This is a genomic window from Oharaeibacter diazotrophicus (assembly GCF_004362745.1).
GTDB classification, from domain to species: Bacteria; Pseudomonadota; Alphaproteobacteria; order Rhizobiales; family Pleomorphomonadaceae; genus Oharaeibacter; species Oharaeibacter diazotrophicus.
This window is the reverse complement of the sequence record NZ_SNXY01000008.1, coordinates 553,938-570,481: the sequence shown is the minus strand read 5'-3', so window position 1 is coordinate 570,481 and position 16,544 is coordinate 553,938. Positions and strand designations below refer to the sequence as shown.

The 16,544-nt window shown below is 71.1% G+C and carries 18 protein-coding genes; 4 read left to right on the top strand and 14 right to left on the bottom strand.

Annotated elements, in window-relative coordinates; translation table 11 throughout:
• Position 1: 1 nt before the first annotated feature.
• The 9 genes from EDD54_RS14915 to EDD54_RS14875 form a co-directional block, all read right to left on the bottom strand.
• Positions 2-328 carry a chorismate mutase gene (locus tag EDD54_RS14915; protein WP_126540397.1) on the bottom strand — a complete coding sequence of 109 codons (327 nt, stop codon included), beginning with the start codon at positions 326-328 and terminating at the stop codon, positions 2-4.
• Positions 325-1,866, bottom strand: coding sequence for a signal recognition particle protein (gene ffh, locus EDD54_RS14910; RefSeq protein ID WP_126540396.1), 1,542 nt, complete (start codon positions 1,864-1,866; stop codon positions 325-327). Before ffh ends, EDD54_RS14915 begins: the two co-directional genes overlap by 4 nt.
• Positions 1,867-2,110: 244 nt before the next feature.
• A complete protein-coding gene (locus tag EDD54_RS14905) occupies positions 2,111-2,572 on the bottom strand; it encodes a hypothetical protein (RefSeq protein WP_126540395.1) in 462 nt (153 codons plus the stop codon).
• A gap of 193 nt (positions 2,573-2,765) precedes the next feature.
• Positions 2,766-3,215 carry a hypothetical protein gene (locus EDD54_RS14900; protein WP_126540394.1) on the bottom strand — a complete coding sequence of 150 codons (450 nt, stop codon included), beginning with the start codon at positions 3,213-3,215 and terminating at the stop codon, positions 2,766-2,768.
• Between the two features lie 798 nt (positions 3,216-4,013).
• Complete coding sequence (locus tag EDD54_RS14895; RefSeq protein WP_126540393.1) at positions 4,014-4,460, bottom strand: hypothetical protein; 447 nt, start codon at positions 4,458-4,460, stop codon at positions 4,014-4,016.
• Positions 4,461-4,522: 62 nt separating this feature from the next.
• Positions 4,523-4,987: a hypothetical protein gene (locus tag EDD54_RS14890; protein WP_126540392.1), complete on the bottom strand. Its 465-nt coding sequence runs from the start codon at positions 4,985-4,987 to the stop codon at positions 4,523-4,525.
• 241 nt (positions 4,988-5,228) lie between these two features.
• A complete protein-coding gene (locus EDD54_RS14885; protein ID WP_126540391.1) occupies positions 5,229-5,693 on the bottom strand; it encodes a hypothetical protein in 465 nt (154 codons plus the stop codon).
• 173 nt (positions 5,694-5,866) lie between these two features.
• Entirely contained in the window at positions 5,867-6,331 is a 465-nt protein-coding gene (locus EDD54_RS14880; protein ID WP_126540390.1) for a hypothetical protein, read from the bottom strand.
• Positions 6,332-6,592: 261 nt separating this feature from the next.
• Positions 6,593-7,048, bottom strand: a complete 456-nt coding sequence (locus tag EDD54_RS14875; protein ID WP_126540389.1) for a hypothetical protein — start codon at positions 7,046-7,048, stop codon at positions 6,593-6,595.
• 178 nt (positions 7,049-7,226) lie between these two features.
• Here EDD54_RS14875 and dapF point away from each other — a divergent pair, with 178 nt between their 5' ends.
• The gene (gene dapF / locus EDD54_RS14870) at positions 7,227-8,114 is read left to right on the top strand and encodes a diaminopimelate epimerase (RefSeq protein WP_126540388.1); all 888 of its coding nucleotides are present in this window, start codon (positions 7,227-7,229) and stop codon (positions 8,112-8,114) included.
• On the opposite strand, the gene EDD54_RS14865 is transcribed toward dapF, so the two are convergent.
• Positions 8,095-8,568: a hypothetical protein gene (locus EDD54_RS14865; RefSeq protein WP_126540387.1), complete on the bottom strand. Its 474-nt coding sequence runs from the start codon at positions 8,566-8,568 to the stop codon at positions 8,095-8,097. The two genes, dapF and EDD54_RS14865, sit on opposite strands and share 20 nt — an antisense overlap.
• A 164-nt stretch (positions 8,569-8,732) precedes the next feature.
• On the opposite strand from EDD54_RS14865, the gene mtaB reads away from it, so the two are divergent.
• The 3 genes from mtaB to recQ are packed head-to-tail and all read left to right on the top strand — an operon-like array spanning position 8,733 to position 13,172.
• Positions 8,733-9,989: a tRNA (N(6)-L-threonylcarbamoyladenosine(37)-C(2))-methylthiotransferase MtaB gene (gene mtaB, locus EDD54_RS14860; RefSeq protein ID WP_126540386.1), complete on the top strand. Its 1,257-nt coding sequence runs from the start codon at positions 8,733-8,735 to the stop codon at positions 9,987-9,989.
• A 37-nt stretch (positions 9,990-10,026) separates the two neighbouring features.
• Entirely contained in the window at positions 10,027-11,331 is a 1,305-nt protein-coding gene (gene ftsY / locus EDD54_RS14855) for a signal recognition particle-docking protein FtsY (protein WP_133674011.1), read from the top strand.
• Positions 11,328-13,172: a DNA helicase RecQ gene (recQ, locus tag EDD54_RS14850; protein ID WP_126540384.1), complete on the top strand. Its 1,845-nt coding sequence runs from the start codon at positions 11,328-11,330 to the stop codon at positions 13,170-13,172. The genes ftsY and recQ overlap by 4 nt, the downstream gene beginning before the upstream one ends.
• A 16-nt stretch (positions 13,173-13,188) precedes the next feature.
• Here the strand turns inward: recQ and EDD54_RS14845 are convergent, their stop codons facing one another.
• The 4 genes from EDD54_RS14845 to EDD54_RS14830 form a co-directional block, all read right to left on the bottom strand.
• Positions 13,189-14,085 carry a DMT family transporter gene (locus EDD54_RS14845; protein WP_126540383.1) on the bottom strand — a complete coding sequence of 299 codons (897 nt, stop codon included), beginning with the start codon at positions 14,083-14,085 and terminating at the stop codon, positions 13,189-13,191.
• 117 nt (positions 14,086-14,202) lie between these two features.
• The gene (locus EDD54_RS14840) at positions 14,203-15,255 is read right to left on the bottom strand and encodes an aldo/keto reductase (RefSeq protein ID WP_126540382.1); all 1,053 of its coding nucleotides are present in this window, start codon (positions 15,253-15,255) and stop codon (positions 14,203-14,205) included.
• Positions 15,256-15,287: 32 nt separating this feature from the next.
• The gene (locus EDD54_RS14835; RefSeq protein WP_126540381.1) at positions 15,288-15,824 is read right to left on the bottom strand and encodes a DinB family protein; all 537 of its coding nucleotides are present in this window, start codon (positions 15,822-15,824) and stop codon (positions 15,288-15,290) included.
• A 57-nt stretch (positions 15,825-15,881) separates the two neighbouring features.
• Positions 15,882-16,472 (bottom strand): arylesterase, encoded by a 591-nt coding sequence (locus EDD54_RS14830; RefSeq protein WP_126541874.1) that lies wholly within the window; start codon positions 16,470-16,472, stop codon positions 15,882-15,884.
• Positions 16,473-16,544 lie beyond the last annotated feature (72 nt).

Here is a 16,544-nt window from a genome sequence, read left to right as displayed (position 1 = left end):
CCTACTCCTGGTCCTGCGTGTCGTCGGCGCTGCGGCGCCGCATGTCCTCGTGATCGACGACGACCTGGCCGATCACGGTGCGCAGCACCGTCTCGGCGAGGTCCTCGTCCAGACCGGCCGCCCCGGCGAGGCGCCGGATCCTGGCGATCTGGATCTTCTCCCGCGCCGGATCGACCGACGCGATGTCGTTGTCCACCTTGAGCCGGCCGATCGCCCTCGTCAGGCGGAAGCGGTCGGCGAGGAGAGCGATCAGCCGTTCGTCGACGGCGTCGATCTCCGCCCGGATCCGCGAAAGTTCGGCGGTCGCGGGCTCCTCGGCGTCCCTCATTTCTTCTTCGGCCCCTTGCCGAAGCCGGGCAGGCCCGGGAGCTTCGGCATCCCGCCGGGCATCCCCGCGCCGAAACCCGGCGGCAGGCCCTTGGGCAGGCCGGGCGGCAGACCGCCGGCGCCGCCGCCGATCCCCATGTCCCGCGCCATCTTCTCGAGGGCGGCCGGATCCATCTTGGAGGGGTCGGGCATGCCGCCCTTGCCGAACATGCCGCCGAGCGCGCCCATCAGGCCGCCCTTCTGCTTGCCCATGGCCTTCATCATGTCGGCCATCTGGCGGTGGGTCTTCAGCACCTTGTTGACGTCGGCGACGTCGGTACCCGAACCGGCGGCGATGCGCTTGCGGCGCTTGGCGTCGATGACGGCGGGCTTGGCGCGCTCCTTCTTCGTCATCGAGGAGATGATGGCGATCTGGCGCTTGACGAAGCGGTCGTCGAGGCCGGCGGCCGCGATCTGGTTCTTCATCTTGCCCATGCCGGGCATCAGACTCATGATCCCGCCCATGCCGCCGAGCTTCTGCATCTGCTTCAGCTGCTCGGCGAGGTCGTCGAGGTCGAACTCGCCCTTGCCCATCTTGGCGGCCATCTTGGCCGCGCGCTCGGCGTCGAAGTTCTCGGCGGCCTTCTCGACCAGGGCGACGATGTCGCCCATGCCGAGGATGCGGTCGGCGACGCGCGAGGGATGGAAGTCCTCGAGCGCGTCGGCCTTCTCGCCGACGCCCATCAGCTTGATCGGCTTGCCGGTGACGGCGCGCATCGACAGTGCGGCGCCGCCGCGGCCGTCGCCGTCGACGCGGGTCAGCACGATGCCGGTGATGCCGATCCGCCCGTCGAAGGCGCGGGCGGTGTTGACCGCGTCCTGGCCGGTCAGGGCGTCGGCGACCAGCAGCACCTCGTGCGGATCGGTGACGCGCTTGACCTCGGCGGCCTCGTCCATCAGGCCCTCGTCGACCGTGACGCGGCCGGCGGTGTCGAGGATGACGACGTCGTAGCCGCCGAGCCGGGCGGCGGTGAGGGCGCGCTTGGCGATCTCGACGGCGGACTGCCCGGCCACGATCGGCAGGGTGTCGACGTCGTTCTGCTCGCCGAGGACCTTGAGCTGCTCCATCGCCGCCGGGCGGCGGGTGTCGAGCGAGGCCATCAGCACGCGCTTGCGCTCGCGCTCCTTGAGGCGGCGGGCGATCTTGGCGGTGGTGGTGGTCTTGCCCGAGCCCTGCAGGCCGACCATCAGGATCGGCACCGGCGCCGGGGCGACGAGGTCGATCGGCCTGGCGTCGGAGCCGAGCGTCTCCACGAGGGTGTCGTGGACGATCTTGACCACCATCTGGCCCGGGGTGATCGACTTGACCACCTCCTGGCCGACGGCGCGGGTGCGCACCTTGTCGGTGAAGGACTTGACCACGTCGAGCGCGACGTCGGCCTCGAGCAGGGCCCGGCGCACCTCGCGCATGGCCTCCGACACGTCGGCCTCCGACAGCGCACCGCGGCGGGTGAGCTTGTCGAAAATGCCGGACAGGCGATCGGAAAGGCTTTCGAACATGGTTTCCCAGGGCTCCGGAGGGGTCGAGCCCGCTCCATGTGGTCGCGTCCGGAGCGATTCCCAAGCACGAAACGCACCCGCGAGCGCAACGCGCCGGCGGGCGGTGACCTCCGGGGTCAAGCCCCGGTCGGCGGCTCGGTCGTCGGAAACGGCCGTGATCGGATGGTGGCGTTACTCCCACGGCGGCGTGGAGTCAAGGACGGACGACGCCCTCGGCCCCGCGCCGGCATCGGAGACCGGAGCTTCATGGCGTGGACTTGAGCACCCCGGCGATGGTGCAGTCCAAGATGTTGCTGCTGGAGGCGGCGCTGTAGCTCGCACCGATCAAGGGCGATTGCCCCGGCTGCACGATGAACAACGTCCTGGTTTGCAGAACATGGCTGCCATTCTGCGGGAAGGAGTTGGTGTACACTGGTGGAATCGAGTTGGTGCCGGTCAGATCGCCCGAACCGGTCCGCCGCAGACGAGACGCGGTGAGCACGACACCCGCGTCGGCCGTTGCGATGCAGCTGACGTCCGTCAGTATGAGCGTCTTGCCCACGGGGATCTTCGAATAGTTCAGATAGCAGTGGGACTGACCGGGGCAGCTGTTGACGCTCTGCTCCATGTAGGCGCCGTCGGCGATGGTGGCCGCGCCGGCGTGGGAGGTGACGGATGCGACGGCGGCAAGCGCCGAAGCCAGCAGGACGAGAGAACGAGGGCTCATGTTTTTCTCGATTCCGAGCGAAAGGTGTGATCTGGGGACCGTCGAATACCGCCGGTCGAGGCGTGGATGCCGCGGGGCCGACGACGGATGCACGGGGAAGGGCCGACAGGCTCCGGCCCGCGGTCACGGTTCCCGCATCGGAGATCGCGAGTGCGTCGCGGCGATCTTCACGTCGGTTCCGTCTCGAGGGCGACTACTTGAGCACCCCGGCGATGGTGCAGTCCACGATCAAGCTGTTCGCCTTGGCGCTGTAATTCGTGGCAATCCAGGGAACCTGCCCCGCCTGCACGATCAGCATGGTCTTGGTCTGCAGCTGATAATTGCGATCCTGCCCGTTTTGGTAGGTGAACACGGGTGGGATCGGGCGCCGTCCGGAATGATCGCCGTCGCCGCTTCGTGCCACCTGCGTCGCGACCAGGACCGAGCCGCTGCCGACGCTCGCCGTGCAGCTGACGTCGGTCAGGATAAGTGTCTTGCCGGCCGGCACGGCCGAGAAATTCAGGAAGCACAAGTCGCGCTGGGCGCAGCTGTTGACCCTCTGTTCCATGTAATAGCCGGCGGCGATGGTCGCCGCAGTGGCGTGGGGAACGGCGGCGCCGAGCGCGAGGGCGACTGCGAGGGCGGCACGGGCTGTTATTGTCACGGTCGTTGTCCTTCGGGTGTCGTAGGGCGCGCAGGACCGGATGGCGCTGCGTCGATGCCGGTGCCGGACCGGTCACGGTTCGTCTGTTCGGGGTCGTCGAGCGGATGCGGTCCGCTCTGACGGCCCCGGGGGACTCTCGGTCCGTGTCGGACCGGTGTGAGAGAATCCTGGGCCGCCACCGTTTCGCCCCGTGGACGCCGCAGCGCCCGGCTCCGTTTCATTCGTTTCAGAATGGGTGCGTAGCCGCATGGGTGCGTAGCCGCGGTCTTGGAGCAACTGCTTCGGGCGCGGGCACCGCGGGATCGGCAACCCGATCCTCACTGCGGCAGGCCTGAGATCGAGCATTGCGCCACGAAGGACGCCGGCGCCGGGTTCGCCTCAGCGCAGACGCGCGGCTTTCTCCGCCCGATTACGATGTGCGCGAGATCGGCCCCGGCCGGATGGCGGCGGGTGCCGCCGACGATTGGAACCGGGGGCGTTGGGGGAGCTGGTGCGCGCAACCAACACGTTGGCGCCGGCCACCGAGACGGTCGACAGCGTGCTCGTCGTGGCGAGGCAGGCGACGTCGGTGAGGATCGGCGTCTTGCCGGCCGGGACACGGCCGCGCCCTGGAAGACGCACATGCCGGCGTTCCAGCCGCCGCCGTAGATGCGCTCGGGATACTCGACATCGACGCGGGTCGGCGCCATGGCGGCCGAGGCGACGGTGGCCGCGGCTGCGACAGTCTTGCGGATCGTGGCGTTGCCTACCCGGCTCCGGTCGACGCGGCACGATCGGTCCGGCCGTGCCACACGAAGCTCACTTCAGCACGCCGACGATGGTGCAGTCGGCGAAGTTGTCGCCGGGTGCCTTGCTCTTGATCACGTCGATCACCGGCTTCTCGCCGGGGAACACGACGAAGCGCATCTGCTGGTGAGCCTGATAGTAGCGCACCGAGGTGATGCCCATGTACTGCGGCTGCAGCGCCGCCGACAGGCCGGTGTAGGCTTCGTCGGCCTTGCGGCTGGCGAGATCGAGCGTCAACAGGGTCTGGTCGGGCGCGATCTTGACCACGCAGCTGACGTCGGTGACGAACAGCGTCTTGCCGGCGGGGATCGCCGTGCCCTTCACGACGCACATGGAGGCGTTGTAGCAGCCGCCGTAGACGCGCTCGAGATACTCGACGCCGATGATGGTCGGGGCGGCGGCGGCGGGGGCGACGGAGGCAGCGGCGAGCGCCGCGGCGAGGACGGTCTTGCGGATCATGGCGTTTCCTACTCGGATTTGGTCGGCGGGCCACGGCCGGTCCGGCAGTGACGCCACGAAACTCATTTCAGGACGCCCACGATGGAGCAGCTGTAGTAGTTCTCGCCGACGAACTTGTTCTTGAGGTTGGCGACCACCGGCTTCTCGCCGGCGTAGACGACGTAGCGCATCTGCTGATGGGCCTGGAACGTGTTGTAGAGGCCGTTCACCACCTGCGGGCCGAACTCGATGATGCTGTTGAGGAAGGCGTAGGTGCCGTTGGTCTTCAGGCTCAGCAGCTGCAGGAGGACGAGATTCTGGTCGTAGGGCATCTGGCCGCTGCAGCTCACGTCGGTGACGACGAGGGTCTTGCCGGCCGGGATGGCGCTGAAGTTGATGGCGCACTGGTCCTTGCCGTAGCAGCTGCCCTGCAGGCGTTCCGCATAGTCGCTGCCGACGACGATCGGGGTGGCGGAGGCGTGGGGGACGGCGGCGCCGAGCGCGAGGGTCGCGAGGGCGGCGGCGAAGGTGGCGCGGGCGATGGTCATGATGTCGTGCTCCGAATGTCGCGCGGCGCACCGGGATCGGACGGCGCCGGACGGTTGCCGAGGCCGGACCGGTTCCGGTCCGTCGCGTCGGTGTCGTCGGACACTTACGGTCTGGTCGGTGCTCCCCTCGCGACCCGAACCGGGCGGCGCCCCCTCCCCTCGCCGATGCCGCGACCGGTCGCACGTCGAGCCGACCGCGGATCGTCGCGGCGCGGCCCGTTCGGCCGCGCCGCGCCGAAGGTCACTTCAGGACGCCGACGATCGAGCAGACCATGTAGTTGTTGCCGGCGGACTTGTCCTTGAGAGTGCTCGCGACCGGCTTTTCGCCGGCGTAGACCACGAAGCGCATCTCCTGGTGAGCCTGGTAGGTGTTGTCGAGTCCGTTCGTGATCTGATTGCCGAACGCGATGACGCTGTCGATGTAGTTGTAGCTTCCGTTGGCCTTGAGGCTGTTCAGCTGCAGGTACACCAGCTTCTGGTCGTTGGGCATGGAGCCCCGGCAGCTGGCGTCGGTGACGACGAGCGTCTTGCCGGCCGGGACGGCGCTGAAGGAAGCGGCGCACTCGGCCTTGCCGTAGCAGTTGGCGAGGACGCGGTCGTTGTAGTCGCTGCCCACGATGGTCGCGGCGGCGGAGGCGTGGGGGACGGCGGCGCCGAAGGCGAGCGTGGCCAGGGCGGCGGCGAAGGCGGAGCGGGCGATGGTCATGGTGGTGTCCTCTGGATGTTCGGGGGCGCGCCGGAGACGGCTGGCGCCGGATGGTTCGCGGATCGGACCGGGCGGGTCCGGAAATCGATGTCCGTCGTGGCGGTGCATCGGGTCGGGCGCGGCGTGTTTCGTCCGCACGCGGCACGACCCCTCCGGTCGCGCCGCGTCGAAGTTCACTTCAGGATGCCGACGATCGAGCAGACGAGGAAATTCTCGCCGACGAAATCGGCCCTGAGATTGGTCACGATCGGCTTCTCGCCCGCGAAGATCACGAAGCGCATCTGCTGATGACCCTGGTAGGCGTTGTAGAGACCGTTCGGAACCGGAGTATTGAATTCGATGACGTTGTCGATGTAATTGTAATAACCGTCCGGCTTAGCGCTGGTCATCTGGAGACTGACGAGCTTCTTGTTGACCGGGATCTGCCCCCTGCAGCTGACATCCGTGACGACGAGCGACTTGCCCGCCGGGACGGCGCTGAACGTGACGGTGCACTCCGCCTTGTTGGGGCAGCTGCCCATCGAGCGCTCGGCGTAGTCGGTACCGACGACGATCGGGGCGGCGGAGGCGTGGGGGACGGCGATGCCGAGCGCGAGGGTCGCGAGGGCGGCGGCGAAGGTGGTGCGGGCGATGGTCACGGTCGTGTCCTTCGGAACGGGTGGGGCGCTGGCGGACGGGCCGGCGCCGGGTGGTGCGGGGTGTCGAAGCGGGTTCTGTTCGCCGGCCCCGGGACCCGTGGTCCGTCTCGGCCGGCCGTGAGAGAACCCTAGGCGCCCCGCGTTTCGTCCCGTGGACACCACGGCGCCCGGTTCCGTTTCATTCGTTTCAGAACGGTCGCAGAACCGGGGCCGTGGATCAGGTGCATCAGGCATCGCCGCCGCAGGGCGGCGGCCCGACCGTCACTGCAGCAGGCCGGAGATCGAGCACTGCGCCACGAAGGACGCCGGCGCCGGATTCGCTTCCACATAGACGCGCGGCCTCTCCTGTGCGGCGACGATGTGGGTGAGTTCGGCCTGGGCCTGGTAGCGCCGGATGCCGCCGACCACCGACAGCGTGGTGGCGGTCGGGTAGCTCGTACGCGCCACCAGGACGTTGGCGGCGGTGCGCGAGGACACCGAGAGGGCCGACAGCGTGCTCGACGACGTCATCGTGGCGACGCAGGCGACGTCGGTGAGGATCAGCGACTTGCCGGCGGGAACGGCGGTGAACATGAGTTCGCAGGCGGAGACGCCGCTGCAGAGCTTGAGCGTCTGTTCCTGGTAGTAGGCGCCGGCGATGGTCGGGGCGGCCGCGGCGGAACCGGCGGCGGCGAGGAGGACGGTGGCGGCGAGCGCCGCGGTGGTCGAGCGGGTCATGGGTCTTCCCTCGGTTCGGGTTTTCGCACCGGGGCGGGAGCCGGCCGACCGGAACGGTCGTTGCGCGCCCGCCCGGGTTGCACCATCTCCTTACGGACCGACCGGCGACGGCCGGGCTTCTGGCGGCGCGGCAAACCGGTTAGAAGAAAACCTGACGACCTCGACATCCGGCGGCGACATGGGCGGCGACCTCTCCTTCGTGAAGATGAACGGCATCGGCAACGAGATCGTCGTGCTCGACCTGCGCGGCCGGCCCGAACGGGTCGACGCCGCCGCCGCCCGCGCGATCGCGGCGCTGCCCGGCGGCTGGTTCGACCAGATGATGGTGCTCTACGACCCGGTGACGCCCGGCACCGCGGCGGCGATGCGGATCTTCAACGTCGACGGTTCGGAATCCTTCGCCTGCGGCAACGGCACGCGCTGCGTCGCCGCCCGCGAGTTCGCCCGCACCGGTGCGAGCCGCGTCCTGCTCCAGAGCCGCGCCGGCCTGCTCGTCTGCACCGACGCCGGCGACGGCGCCGTCACCGTCGACATGGGCACGCCGAAGTTCGGCTGGGCCGACATCCCGCTCGCCGAACCGTTCCACGACACGCGCGCGATCGAACTGCAGATCGGCCCGATCGACGCGCCGATCCTGCACTCGCCGTCCGTGGTCAACGTCGGCAATCCCCACGCGATCTTCTGGGTCGACGACGTCGAGGCACTCGACCTCGGCCGGATCGGGCCGATGCTCGAGAACCACCCGCTGTTCCCCGAGCGCGCCAACATCTCGCTGGCGCACGTCACGGCCCCGGACGCGCTGACGCTGAAGGTGTGGGAGCGCGGTGCCGGCCTGACCCGCGCCTGCGGCTCGGCCGCCTGTGCCGCCGCCGTCTCGGCCGCGCGCACGCGTCGGACCGGGCGGACGGTGACGGTGTCGCTGCCCGGCGGCGATCTCGTGATCACCTGGACCGACGCCGACCGCATCCTGATGACCGGCCCGGCGGAACACGAATACGACGGCGCCGTGCCGGCGGCCGTGTTCGCGGTGTCGACCGGGGCGGGTCTCAGCGCACCGATGCGGTGAGCGTGCAGTCGAGCATCACGGTGGAGGCGGTGCCGTTGAGCGCGATCGACAGCTGCGGCGTCTCGCCGGCGTTGACGACCAGCTTGACCGGCTCCGACAGCCGATAGTGCTTGATGCCGGCCGTGGAAGCCATCTGGATCGGCGTCAGGTAGGCCGCACGGCCCGACGACCCGCCGCCGGCGCTCGTCAGGCGGAGCAGCGACTGGACCACGTAGAAGGTCGACGAGAAGACCTGCGCGTCGCAGCTGACGTCCGTGACCATCATCTGGTGGCCCGCCGCCACCGGCGAGAAGGCGACGGAGCAGGCGTTGGCGGGCGTGCACGAGGCGTAGGAGCGCTGCTGCATCGTGGCGCCGAAGTACACCGGCGGATCCGGCACCGGCCCGGCGACGGCCGGCAGGGCCGCGAGCGCGGCGGCGATGGCGACGACGGCGGTGGCGGCGATGCGGTGCATGTGACGATCCCCCCGGAACGCGGCGACGCCGGCCCCGGCCGGCGTCCCATGCCCCCTTACGGTCCGCCGGACGCACGCGGGAGCGCTCCACTCTGGCATTCCGCGGCCGTTTCCGCCATATACCGCCCGACCCACCCCTGCGAACGGGAGCACGGATCCCCGCCATGGCGATCGAGGTGATCACCTTCGGCTGCCGCCTCAACACGGCCGAGTCCGAGGTGATGAAGCAGAAGGCCGCCGAGGCGGGCCTCACCGACGCGGTGCTGGTGAACACCTGCGCCGTGACCGGCGAGGCCGTGCGCCAGGCCCGTCAGGCGATCCGCCGCGCCCGCCGCGACAACCCGGGCGCGCGCATCGTCGTCACCGGCTGCGCCGCCCAGACCGACCCCGCCGCCTTCGCCGCCATGGCCGAGGTCGACCTCGTGGTCGGCAACGCCGACAAGACCGACGCCGCCGCCTACCGCGCCCTGCCCGACTTCGGCGTCTCCGCCGAGGAGAAGACGCGGGTCAACGACATCATGAGCGTGCGCGAGACCGCGCTGCATCTCGTCGACGGCTTCGAGGGGCGGGCCCGCGCCTTCGTGCAGGTCCAGAACGGCTGCGACCACCGCTGCACCTTCTGCATCATCCCGTTCGGCCGGGGCAATTCGCGCTCGGTGCCGATGGGCGACGTGGTCGGCCAGATCCGCCGCCTCGTCGAGAACGGCTACGCCGAGGTCGTGCTGACCGGCGTCGACCTCACCTCCTACGGCGCCGACCTGCCGGGACGGCCGCCGCTCGGCCGGCTCGCCCGCACCGTCCTGCGCGAGATCCCCGACCTGAAGCGCCTCAGGATCTCCTCGATCGACTCGATCGAGGCCGACGACGACCTGATGCGGGCGATCGCCGAGGAAGAGCGGCTGATGCCGCACATGCACCTGTCGCTGCAGCACGGCGACGACCTGATCCTGAAGCGGATGAAGCGGCGCCACCTCTCGGCCGACGCGATCCGCTTCTGCGAGGAGGCCCGGCGGCTGCGCCCGGACATGGTGTTCGGCGCCGACGTCATCGCCGGCTTCCCGACCGAGACGGAGGCGATGTTCGCCGGCTCGCTCGCCATCGTCGACGCCTGCGGCCTCACCCACCTCCACGTCTTCCCCTATTCGCCGCGCCCGGGCACCCCGGCGGCGCGGATGCCCCAGGTCGACAAGACGGTGGTGAAGGAACGCGCCGCCCGCCTGCGCGAGAAGGGCGACGCCGCCCTCGCCCGCCACTTCGCCGCCGAGACCGGCCGCCACCGGCTCGTGCTGGTGGAGAAGGCCGGCCTCGGCCGCACCGAACAGTTCACCCTGACCGAGATCGACCGCGGCGCGCCCGGCGAGATCGTCCCGGCCGTCGTCACCGGCCACACCGCCCGCGCCCTCACCGCCCGCGCGGCCTGACCGGCCGCCGGCGCGACACGACAGGATCGAACGCCCGATGGCCGAAGAGAAGAAGCCCGGATTCTTCAGCCGCCTGTTCGGCGGCAAGACGGCGCCCGCGCCCGACGCGGCCGCCGAACCGGCGCTGCCCGCCTCGATCGCCCCGGTGCCGGGCGGCTTCGGCATCGACGGCGCACCGGTCCGCCCGGCCGAACCGGAGCCGGCCGAACCGGAGCCGGTCGAAGCCCGGACGGCCGAGCCCGCGCCGGCCGCCCCCGAGCCGGCCGAAGCCGCGCCCGCGATCGTGGCGACGCCGCGCGAACCCGAGGCCCGCGCGGCGGAACCCGTCGTGCCCGCCCCCGCGCCGACGCCGCCTCTCCCCCCCGCACCCTTGGCGGCCCGCGCCGTCGAGCCCGCTCCCGTGCCGCCGCCCGCTCCGGCGCCGAAGCAGTCGTGGTTCCAGAAGCTGAAGGCCGGCCTCTCCCGCTCGTCGGGGGCGATCGGCACCGGCATCGTCGCGATCTTCACCAAGCGCAAGCTGGACGACGAGACCCTCGAGGAGCTCGAGGACGTCCTGATCCAGGCCGACCTCGGCGTCGCCACCGCGACCGCGATCACCAAGCGCCTCGCCGCCGGCCGCTACGGCAAGGACGTCACCGACGCCGAGGTCAAGGGCGTGCTCGCCGAAGAGGTCGAGAAGGTGCTCGCCCCGGTCGCCGCGCCGCTGGTGCTCGACGGCGCTCTGAAGCCGCACGTAATCCTGGTGGTCGGCGTCAACGGCTCGGGCAAGACCACCACCATCGGCAAGCTCGCCGCCAAGTACCGCGCCGAGGGCCGCTCGGTGATGCTCGCCGCCGGCGACACCTTCCGCGCCGCCGCCATCGACCAGCTCAAGGTCTGGGGCGAGCGCACCGGCGTGCCGGTGCTCGCCCGCCCGGTCGGCTCCGACGCCGCCGGCCTCGCCTTCGACGCCCTCACGGAGGCGCGCGCCGAGGGCCGCGACGTGCTGATGATCGACACCGCCGGCCGGCTCCAGAACAAGGCCGAGCTGATGGCCGAGCTCGAGAAGGTCGTCCGCGTCATCCGCAAGGTCGACCCGACCGCGCCGCACTCGGTGCTGCTGGTGCTCGACGCCACCACCGGCCAGAACGCGCTCAACCAGGTCGACGTCTTCGGCAAGACCGCCGGCGTCACCGGCCTCGTCATGACCAAGCTCGACGGCACCGCCCGCGGCGGCATCCTGGTTGCGATCGCCCAGAAATTCGGCCTGCCCGTCCACTTCGTCGGCGTCGGCGAGAGCGTCGACGACCTCGAGCCCTTCGCCGCGCGCGACTTCGCCCGCGCCATCGCGGGGCTCGAGTGAGCGCCGCGGCCGGCGGCGGGCGCGACCCCGCCGAGATCCTGCGCGCCGTCTTCGGCTTCCCCTCCTTCCGTCCGCAGCAGGAGGACGTGGTGCGCCACGTCGCCGGCGGCGGCGACGCGCTGGTGCTGTTCCCGACGGGCAAGGGCAAGTCGCTCTGCTACCAGATCCCGGCGATCGCCCGGCCCGGCACCGGCATCGTGGTGTCGCCGCTGGTGGCGCTGATGCGCGACCAGGTCGAGGCGCTGCGTCAGGCCGGCGTCCCCGCCGCGGCCCTCAACTCGACGCTCGACGCCGACGAGGCCCGCGCCGCCCGCGAAGCGATGCGCGCCGGCCGGCTCGACCTGCTCTACGTCACCCCCGAGCGGCTCCTGATGCCGCAGTTCCTCGACTGGCTCGAGCAATTCGAGATCGCGCTTTTCGCGGTCGACGAGGCGCACTGCGTCAGCCAGTGGGGCCACGACTTCCGGCCCGAATACGCCGGCCTCGGCCTCCTCGCCGAGCGCTTCCCGGGCGTGCCGCGGATCGCGCTCACCGCCACCGCCGACCCGCGCACACGCGAGGACATCGCCCGCTCGCTGCGTCTCGACGACGCGCGCATCTTCCTGTCGTCCTTCGACCGGCCGAACATCGCCTACACCATCGCCGACCGCACCGAGCCGCGCCGCCAGCTGCTCGACGTGCTCGCCCGGCACCCCGAGGAATCCGGCATCGTCTACTGCCTGTCGCGCAAGTCGGTGGAGACGACCGCGGAGTGGCTGCAGGGCCGTGGCATCCGCGCCCTGCCCTACCACGCCGGGCTCGACCGTGGCGTGCGCGCCGCCAACCAGGACGCCTTCCTGAAGGAGGACGGCCTCTGCCTCGTCGCGACCGTCGCCTTCGGCATGGGCATCGACAAGCCCGACGTGCGCTACGTCGTCCACATGGACCTGCCGTCCTCGATCGAGGCTTACTACCAGGAGACTGGCCGCGCCGGCCGCGACGGCCTGCCGTCGGAGGCCTTCATGCTGTTCGGCATGTCGGACGTGGTCACCCGCCGCCGCATGATCGAGGAGGGCGAGGCGCCCGAGACGGTCAAGCGCGTCGAGCGCGCCAAGCTCGACGCCCTGCTCGCACTCTGCGAGACCTGCGACTGCCGCCGCCAGACCATCCTGCGCCATTTCGGCGAGGCCCATCAGGGCGGCTGCATGAACTGCGACACCTGCGTCACCCCGGTGGCGCGCTGGGACGGCACCGAGGCGGCGCAGAAGGCGATGTCGGCGATCCTGCGCACCGGCGAGCGCTTCGGCGCCGGCCACGTCGTCGATGTGCTCGTCGGCAAACGCACCGAGAAGGTGGTCAAGTTCCAGCACGACCAGATCCGCACCTTCGGCGTCGGCGCCGACATGGACGCCAAGGCCTGGGGCTCGGTGCTGCGCCAGCTCGTCTCCGCCGGCGTCGTCGAGGTCGACCACGACGCCTACGGTGCGCTCCGCCTCACCGCGGCGGCGCGGCCGATTCTGAAGGGCGAGACCCGAGTCACCCTGCGTCACGCCGCCGAGAAGCCGACCCGGCGTTCCATGGGCCGCCGCGGCGGCCCCGCCATCGAGCGCGCCGCGCCGGACACGGCGGACGCCCGCCTGTTCGAGCGGCTGCGCGCCCGCCGGGCCGCGCTCGCCCGCGAACAGGCCGTGCCGCCCTACATGGTGTTCGGCGACGCCGCGCTGTGGTCGATGGTGGCGCTGAAGCCTGCGACCCGCGAGGCGATGGCCGAGGTCCACGGCGTCGGCGCGGAGAAGCTGAAGCGCTACGCCCGCGACTTCCTCGACGCCATCGACGAATGGCGCTCCGAGGAAGGCGCCTGAAGCCGCGCGCGCGCCGTCACGCCGCCGGGACGATCCGGCGCGGCCGGTTGACGAGGTGGATGCCGACGGCGACAAGCGCCACCGCCCCGGCGAGCCGCCATGACGCCGGCTCGCCGAGGAGCAGCACCGCGCCGACGACGCCGAACACCGGCGTCATGAAAGTGGCGGCCGAGAGCAGGCCGGCCGGGTGGGTGCGCACCAGCTGGAACCAGATCACGTAGGTGACCGCGCTGATCCAGACGCCCTGGTAGACCAGCGACCAGCCGACCACCGGCGTCGGCAGCGTCGGCGCCGGTTCGCCGAGGACGAGCGCCACCGCGAGGCCGATCACGGCGGAGACCGCGAGCTGGTAGAGCAGCGTCTTCTCCGCGGGTGCCGCGGCGAGGGCGGTGCGCTTGATCGTCAGCGTGCAGGCGGCCCAGGCGATCGAGGCGAGCACGCTGAAGGCGTCGCCGAGCAGGTGGTCGGGTCCCGCGGTCGCGCCGCCGGTCGAGAACACCAGCACCACCCCGGCGAAGGCGACCGCGAGGCCGGCGATCCGGCCGCCGTCGAGCCGTTCGCCGAGCCAGAGATGTGCGCCGACCGCGACGTGGAACGGGCCGAGGTAGAGCAGGATCGCCGAGCGCGACGCGGTGGTGAACTGCAGGCCGGCGAACAGCAGCACGAATTCGATGCCGAAGGCGGCGCCGACCAGGAGTCCCGGCCGGAGCGTACCGTCGCGCTCGAACAGCCGGATGCCGCGCAGGCGACACCACGCCAGCACCAGCAGCGTCGCCACCGCCGATCGGATCGCCAGCTGGCTCGCCGGACCGACCCCGGCGAGCGTCACCTTCACGGCGGTCTGGTTGAGGCCCCACGACGCGCAGCAGACGACGAGGAGGGCGAGCGTTGCGGCGTCGAGACGCGATTTCATGAGCGGGGAAGGTCCGGCGGGCGGGACCGCCCGGAGCGGCGGCGCCGCTCCGAGTAGCCGCCGGCACCGCCGATGTCCACCGCTCCTCTCGGCGGCGACGGGCGGTCCGGCGCGGTGTCAGGGCGCCGGGTTGCCGACCCGCTGGTGCACGGCGTCGACCGCCTGCTGCATCGCCGCCGTCCATTCCAGCCGCGCCGCGGCGAGGCAGGTCTCGAGCTGCGCCGGGGTCGTCGCCCCGATGATCGAGGAGGTGCAGCAGGACTGGTTCAGCGTGAAGGCGACAGCAAAGGTCGCCGGGTCGACCCCGAAGTCGCGGGCGAGCCCGACATAGGCGTCGACCGCCGCCGCGGTGCCCGGCTTCTCGTAGCGCTGTAGCCGGTCGAACAGGCGCTTGCGGCTGCCTTCCGGCAGGGCGCCGCCGGCGTATTTGCCGGTGAGATAGCCCTGGGCGAGCGGCGAATAGGCGAGCAGGCCGACGCCCTCGCGCTCGCCGACCTCGGCCAGCGCCACCTCGTAGGTGCGGTTCAGGAGGCTGTAGGCGTTCTGGATCGCGATCGGGCGCGGCCCGATCCCCTTCTCGGCGGCGGCGATCCAGCGCATCGTGCCCCAGGCGCTCTCGTTGGAGAGACCAAGCCAGCGGATCTTGCCCTCGCGCACGAGGTCGGCGAACACGGCGGCGCTCTCCTCGATCGCGGTCTCGTCCGAGGCCGGCTCGACCCGGGCCCAGCGCGTCGGGTTGGAGCCGAAACCCGGCACCTCGCGGTCGGGCCAGTGCACCTGGTAGAGGTCGATCACGTCGGTTTGCAGCCGGCGCAGCGACTTCTCGACCGCCTCGACGATCTGGCTGCGGATCAGCCGGCCGGGCGAGCCGTCGTCGCGGAACCAGTCCATCACCGTGCGCCCGACCACTTTGGTGGCGACGGTGACGCGGTCGCGGTTGCCGCGGGCCTTCATCCAGCTGCCGACGATCTCCTCGGTGCGCCCGGTGGTCTGCGGCTTCGGCGGGATCGGGTAGAGCTCGGCGGCGTCGAGGATGTCGACGCCGGCGTCGAACGCCCGGTCCATCTGGGCGTGGCCCTCGGCTTCCGTGTTCTGTTCGCCGAAGGTCATGGTACCGAGCGTGATGGACGAGACCATCGGGCCGGATCGGCCGAGACGCCGCTTCTGCATGTCGGGGGAGGCTCCGGAGCGCGGCAGGCCGATCAGTCGGCGTCGGGCACGAGCAGGATCACGTCCGTCGCGCCCGGATCGATCCCGGCCTGGGTGAGCAGGGTCGTGATCTGTCCGCGGTGGTGGGTCTGGTGGTTGAAGACGTGGCTCAGGACGGGCCCGAGGGCCTTGACGTGACCTTCGCCGCTGACGCGGCGATAGGCAAGGGGGACGTCGAGGTCCGCCTCGGTCAGCGCCGCCGCGAAGGACTCGATCGCCGCGTCGATCCGCGTGCGGGCGGCGCGGAGGTCGGCGAGGTCGCGGAAGAGGACGTCGGCGAGGGCCGTCGGAACCGGCAGGCCGTCGAGGGCACCGGCGAGCGGCGCCCCTGCCGGATGGCCGGCGATGCGGCGCAGCCAGATCAGGTCGGCGACCACGAGGTGGTTCAGCGTGCCCATCGCCGAGCCGAAGAAGGCGCCGCAGTCGGCCCAGCGCGCGTCCGGATCGAGCCGCGCGACGGCGTCGAGGATCCGGCCGTTCATCCAGGTGTTGTAGCTCGCCATCAGGCGGACGTGGTCGAGGAAGCTCATCGGGATCGTCTCCGGCGTGTCGCGCGGCCGGATCCTGGCGAGCGCGGGTGCCGGTGTCTAACGAGAGTTTTCGATCCGATCGATCAACGATTCCACCGCCGGCAGGATCCGCTCGACCACGACGTCTACGCCGCTGACGTTCGGGTGGATGCCGTCGGCCTGGTTGAGGGCGGCGTCGGCGGCGACGCCGTCGAGGAAGAACGGGTAGAGGAGCGCGCCGTGCTTTGCCGCGAGATCCGGGTAGATCGGATCGTAGGCGTCACGGAAGGCCGGCCCGAGGTTGGGTGCCGCCCGCATCCCGGCGACCAGCACCGGCAGCCCGCGCGCCGACAGCTTGCCGAGGATGGCGTCGAGCGCCTTGCGCGTCTCGGCCGGATCGACGCCGCGCAGCATGTCGTTGGCGCCGAGTTCGAGGATCACGCCCTCGACGTCGGGCGTCAGCGACCAGTCGAGCCGCGCCAGCCCGCCGCTGGCGGTGTCGCCGGAGACCCCGCCGTTGACGATGCGGACGTCGCGGCCCTTCGCCTTCAGCGCCGCCTCGAGGCGGGTCGGGAAGGCTTCGGCGGCCGGCAGGCCGTAGCCGGCGGTCAGGCTGTCGCCGAGCGCGAGGATCGTCATCGGCGCCGCGGCGGCGGGCAGCGCGGCCATGATGGCCAGCACCATCGCGAAAACCGCGCTCACCGCATCGTGACCGAACCTGGAAGCCATTTCTCGTCTACC

Excerpts from the sequence above, each read along its gene's own strand:
- EDD54_RS14840 (WP_126540382.1), bottom strand. The coding sequence starts at position 15,255 with ATGCAGAAGCGGCGTCTCGGCCGATCCGGCCCGATGGTCTCGTCCATC.
- dapF (WP_126540388.1), top strand. The coding sequence starts at position 7,227 with ATGGGCGGCGACCTCTCCTTCGTGAAGATGAACGGCATCGGCAACGAG.
- EDD54_RS14875 (WP_126540389.1), bottom strand. The coding sequence starts at position 7,048 with ATGACCCGCTCGACCACCGCGGCGCTCGCCGCCACCGTCCTCCTCGCC.
- EDD54_RS14830 (WP_126541874.1), bottom strand. The coding sequence starts at position 16,472 with ATGGCCGCGCTGCCCGCCGCCGCGGCGCCGATGACGATCCTCGCGCTC.
- mtaB (WP_126540386.1), top strand. The coding sequence starts at position 8,733 with ATGGCGATCGAGGTGATCACCTTCGGCTGCCGCCTCAACACGGCCGAG.
- EDD54_RS14865 (WP_126540387.1), bottom strand. The coding sequence starts at position 8,568 with ATGCACCGCATCGCCGCCACCGCCGTCGTCGCCATCGCCGCCGCGCTC.
- EDD54_RS14895 (WP_126540393.1), bottom strand. The coding sequence starts at position 4,460 with ATGATCCGCAAGACCGTCCTCGCCGCGGCGCTCGCCGCTGCCTCCGTC.
- EDD54_RS14845 (WP_126540383.1), bottom strand. The coding sequence starts at position 14,085 with ATGAAATCGCGTCTCGACGCCGCAACGCTCGCCCTCCTCGTCGTCTGC.
- EDD54_RS14835 (WP_126540381.1), bottom strand. The coding sequence starts at position 15,824 with ATGAGCTTCCTCGACCACGTCCGCCTGATGGCGAGCTACAACACCTGG.
- EDD54_RS14905 (WP_126540395.1), bottom strand. The coding sequence starts at position 2,572 with ATGAGCCCTCGTTCTCTCGTCCTGCTGGCTTCGGCGCTTGCCGCCGTC.
- ffh (WP_126540396.1), bottom strand. The coding sequence starts at position 1,866 with ATGTTCGAAAGCCTTTCCGATCGCCTGTCCGGCATTTTCGACAAGCTC.
- EDD54_RS14915 (WP_126540397.1), bottom strand. The coding sequence starts at position 328 with ATGAGGGACGCCGAGGAGCCCGCGACCGCCGAACTTTCGCGGATCCGG.
- EDD54_RS14890 (WP_126540392.1), bottom strand. The coding sequence starts at position 4,987 with ATGACCATCGCCCGCGCCACCTTCGCCGCCGCCCTCGCGACCCTCGCG.
- ftsY (WP_133674011.1), top strand. The coding sequence starts at position 10,027 with ATGGCCGAAGAGAAGAAGCCCGGATTCTTCAGCCGCCTGTTCGGCGGC.
- EDD54_RS14885 (WP_126540391.1), bottom strand. The coding sequence starts at position 5,693 with ATGACCATCGCCCGCTCCGCCTTCGCCGCCGCCCTGGCCACGCTCGCC.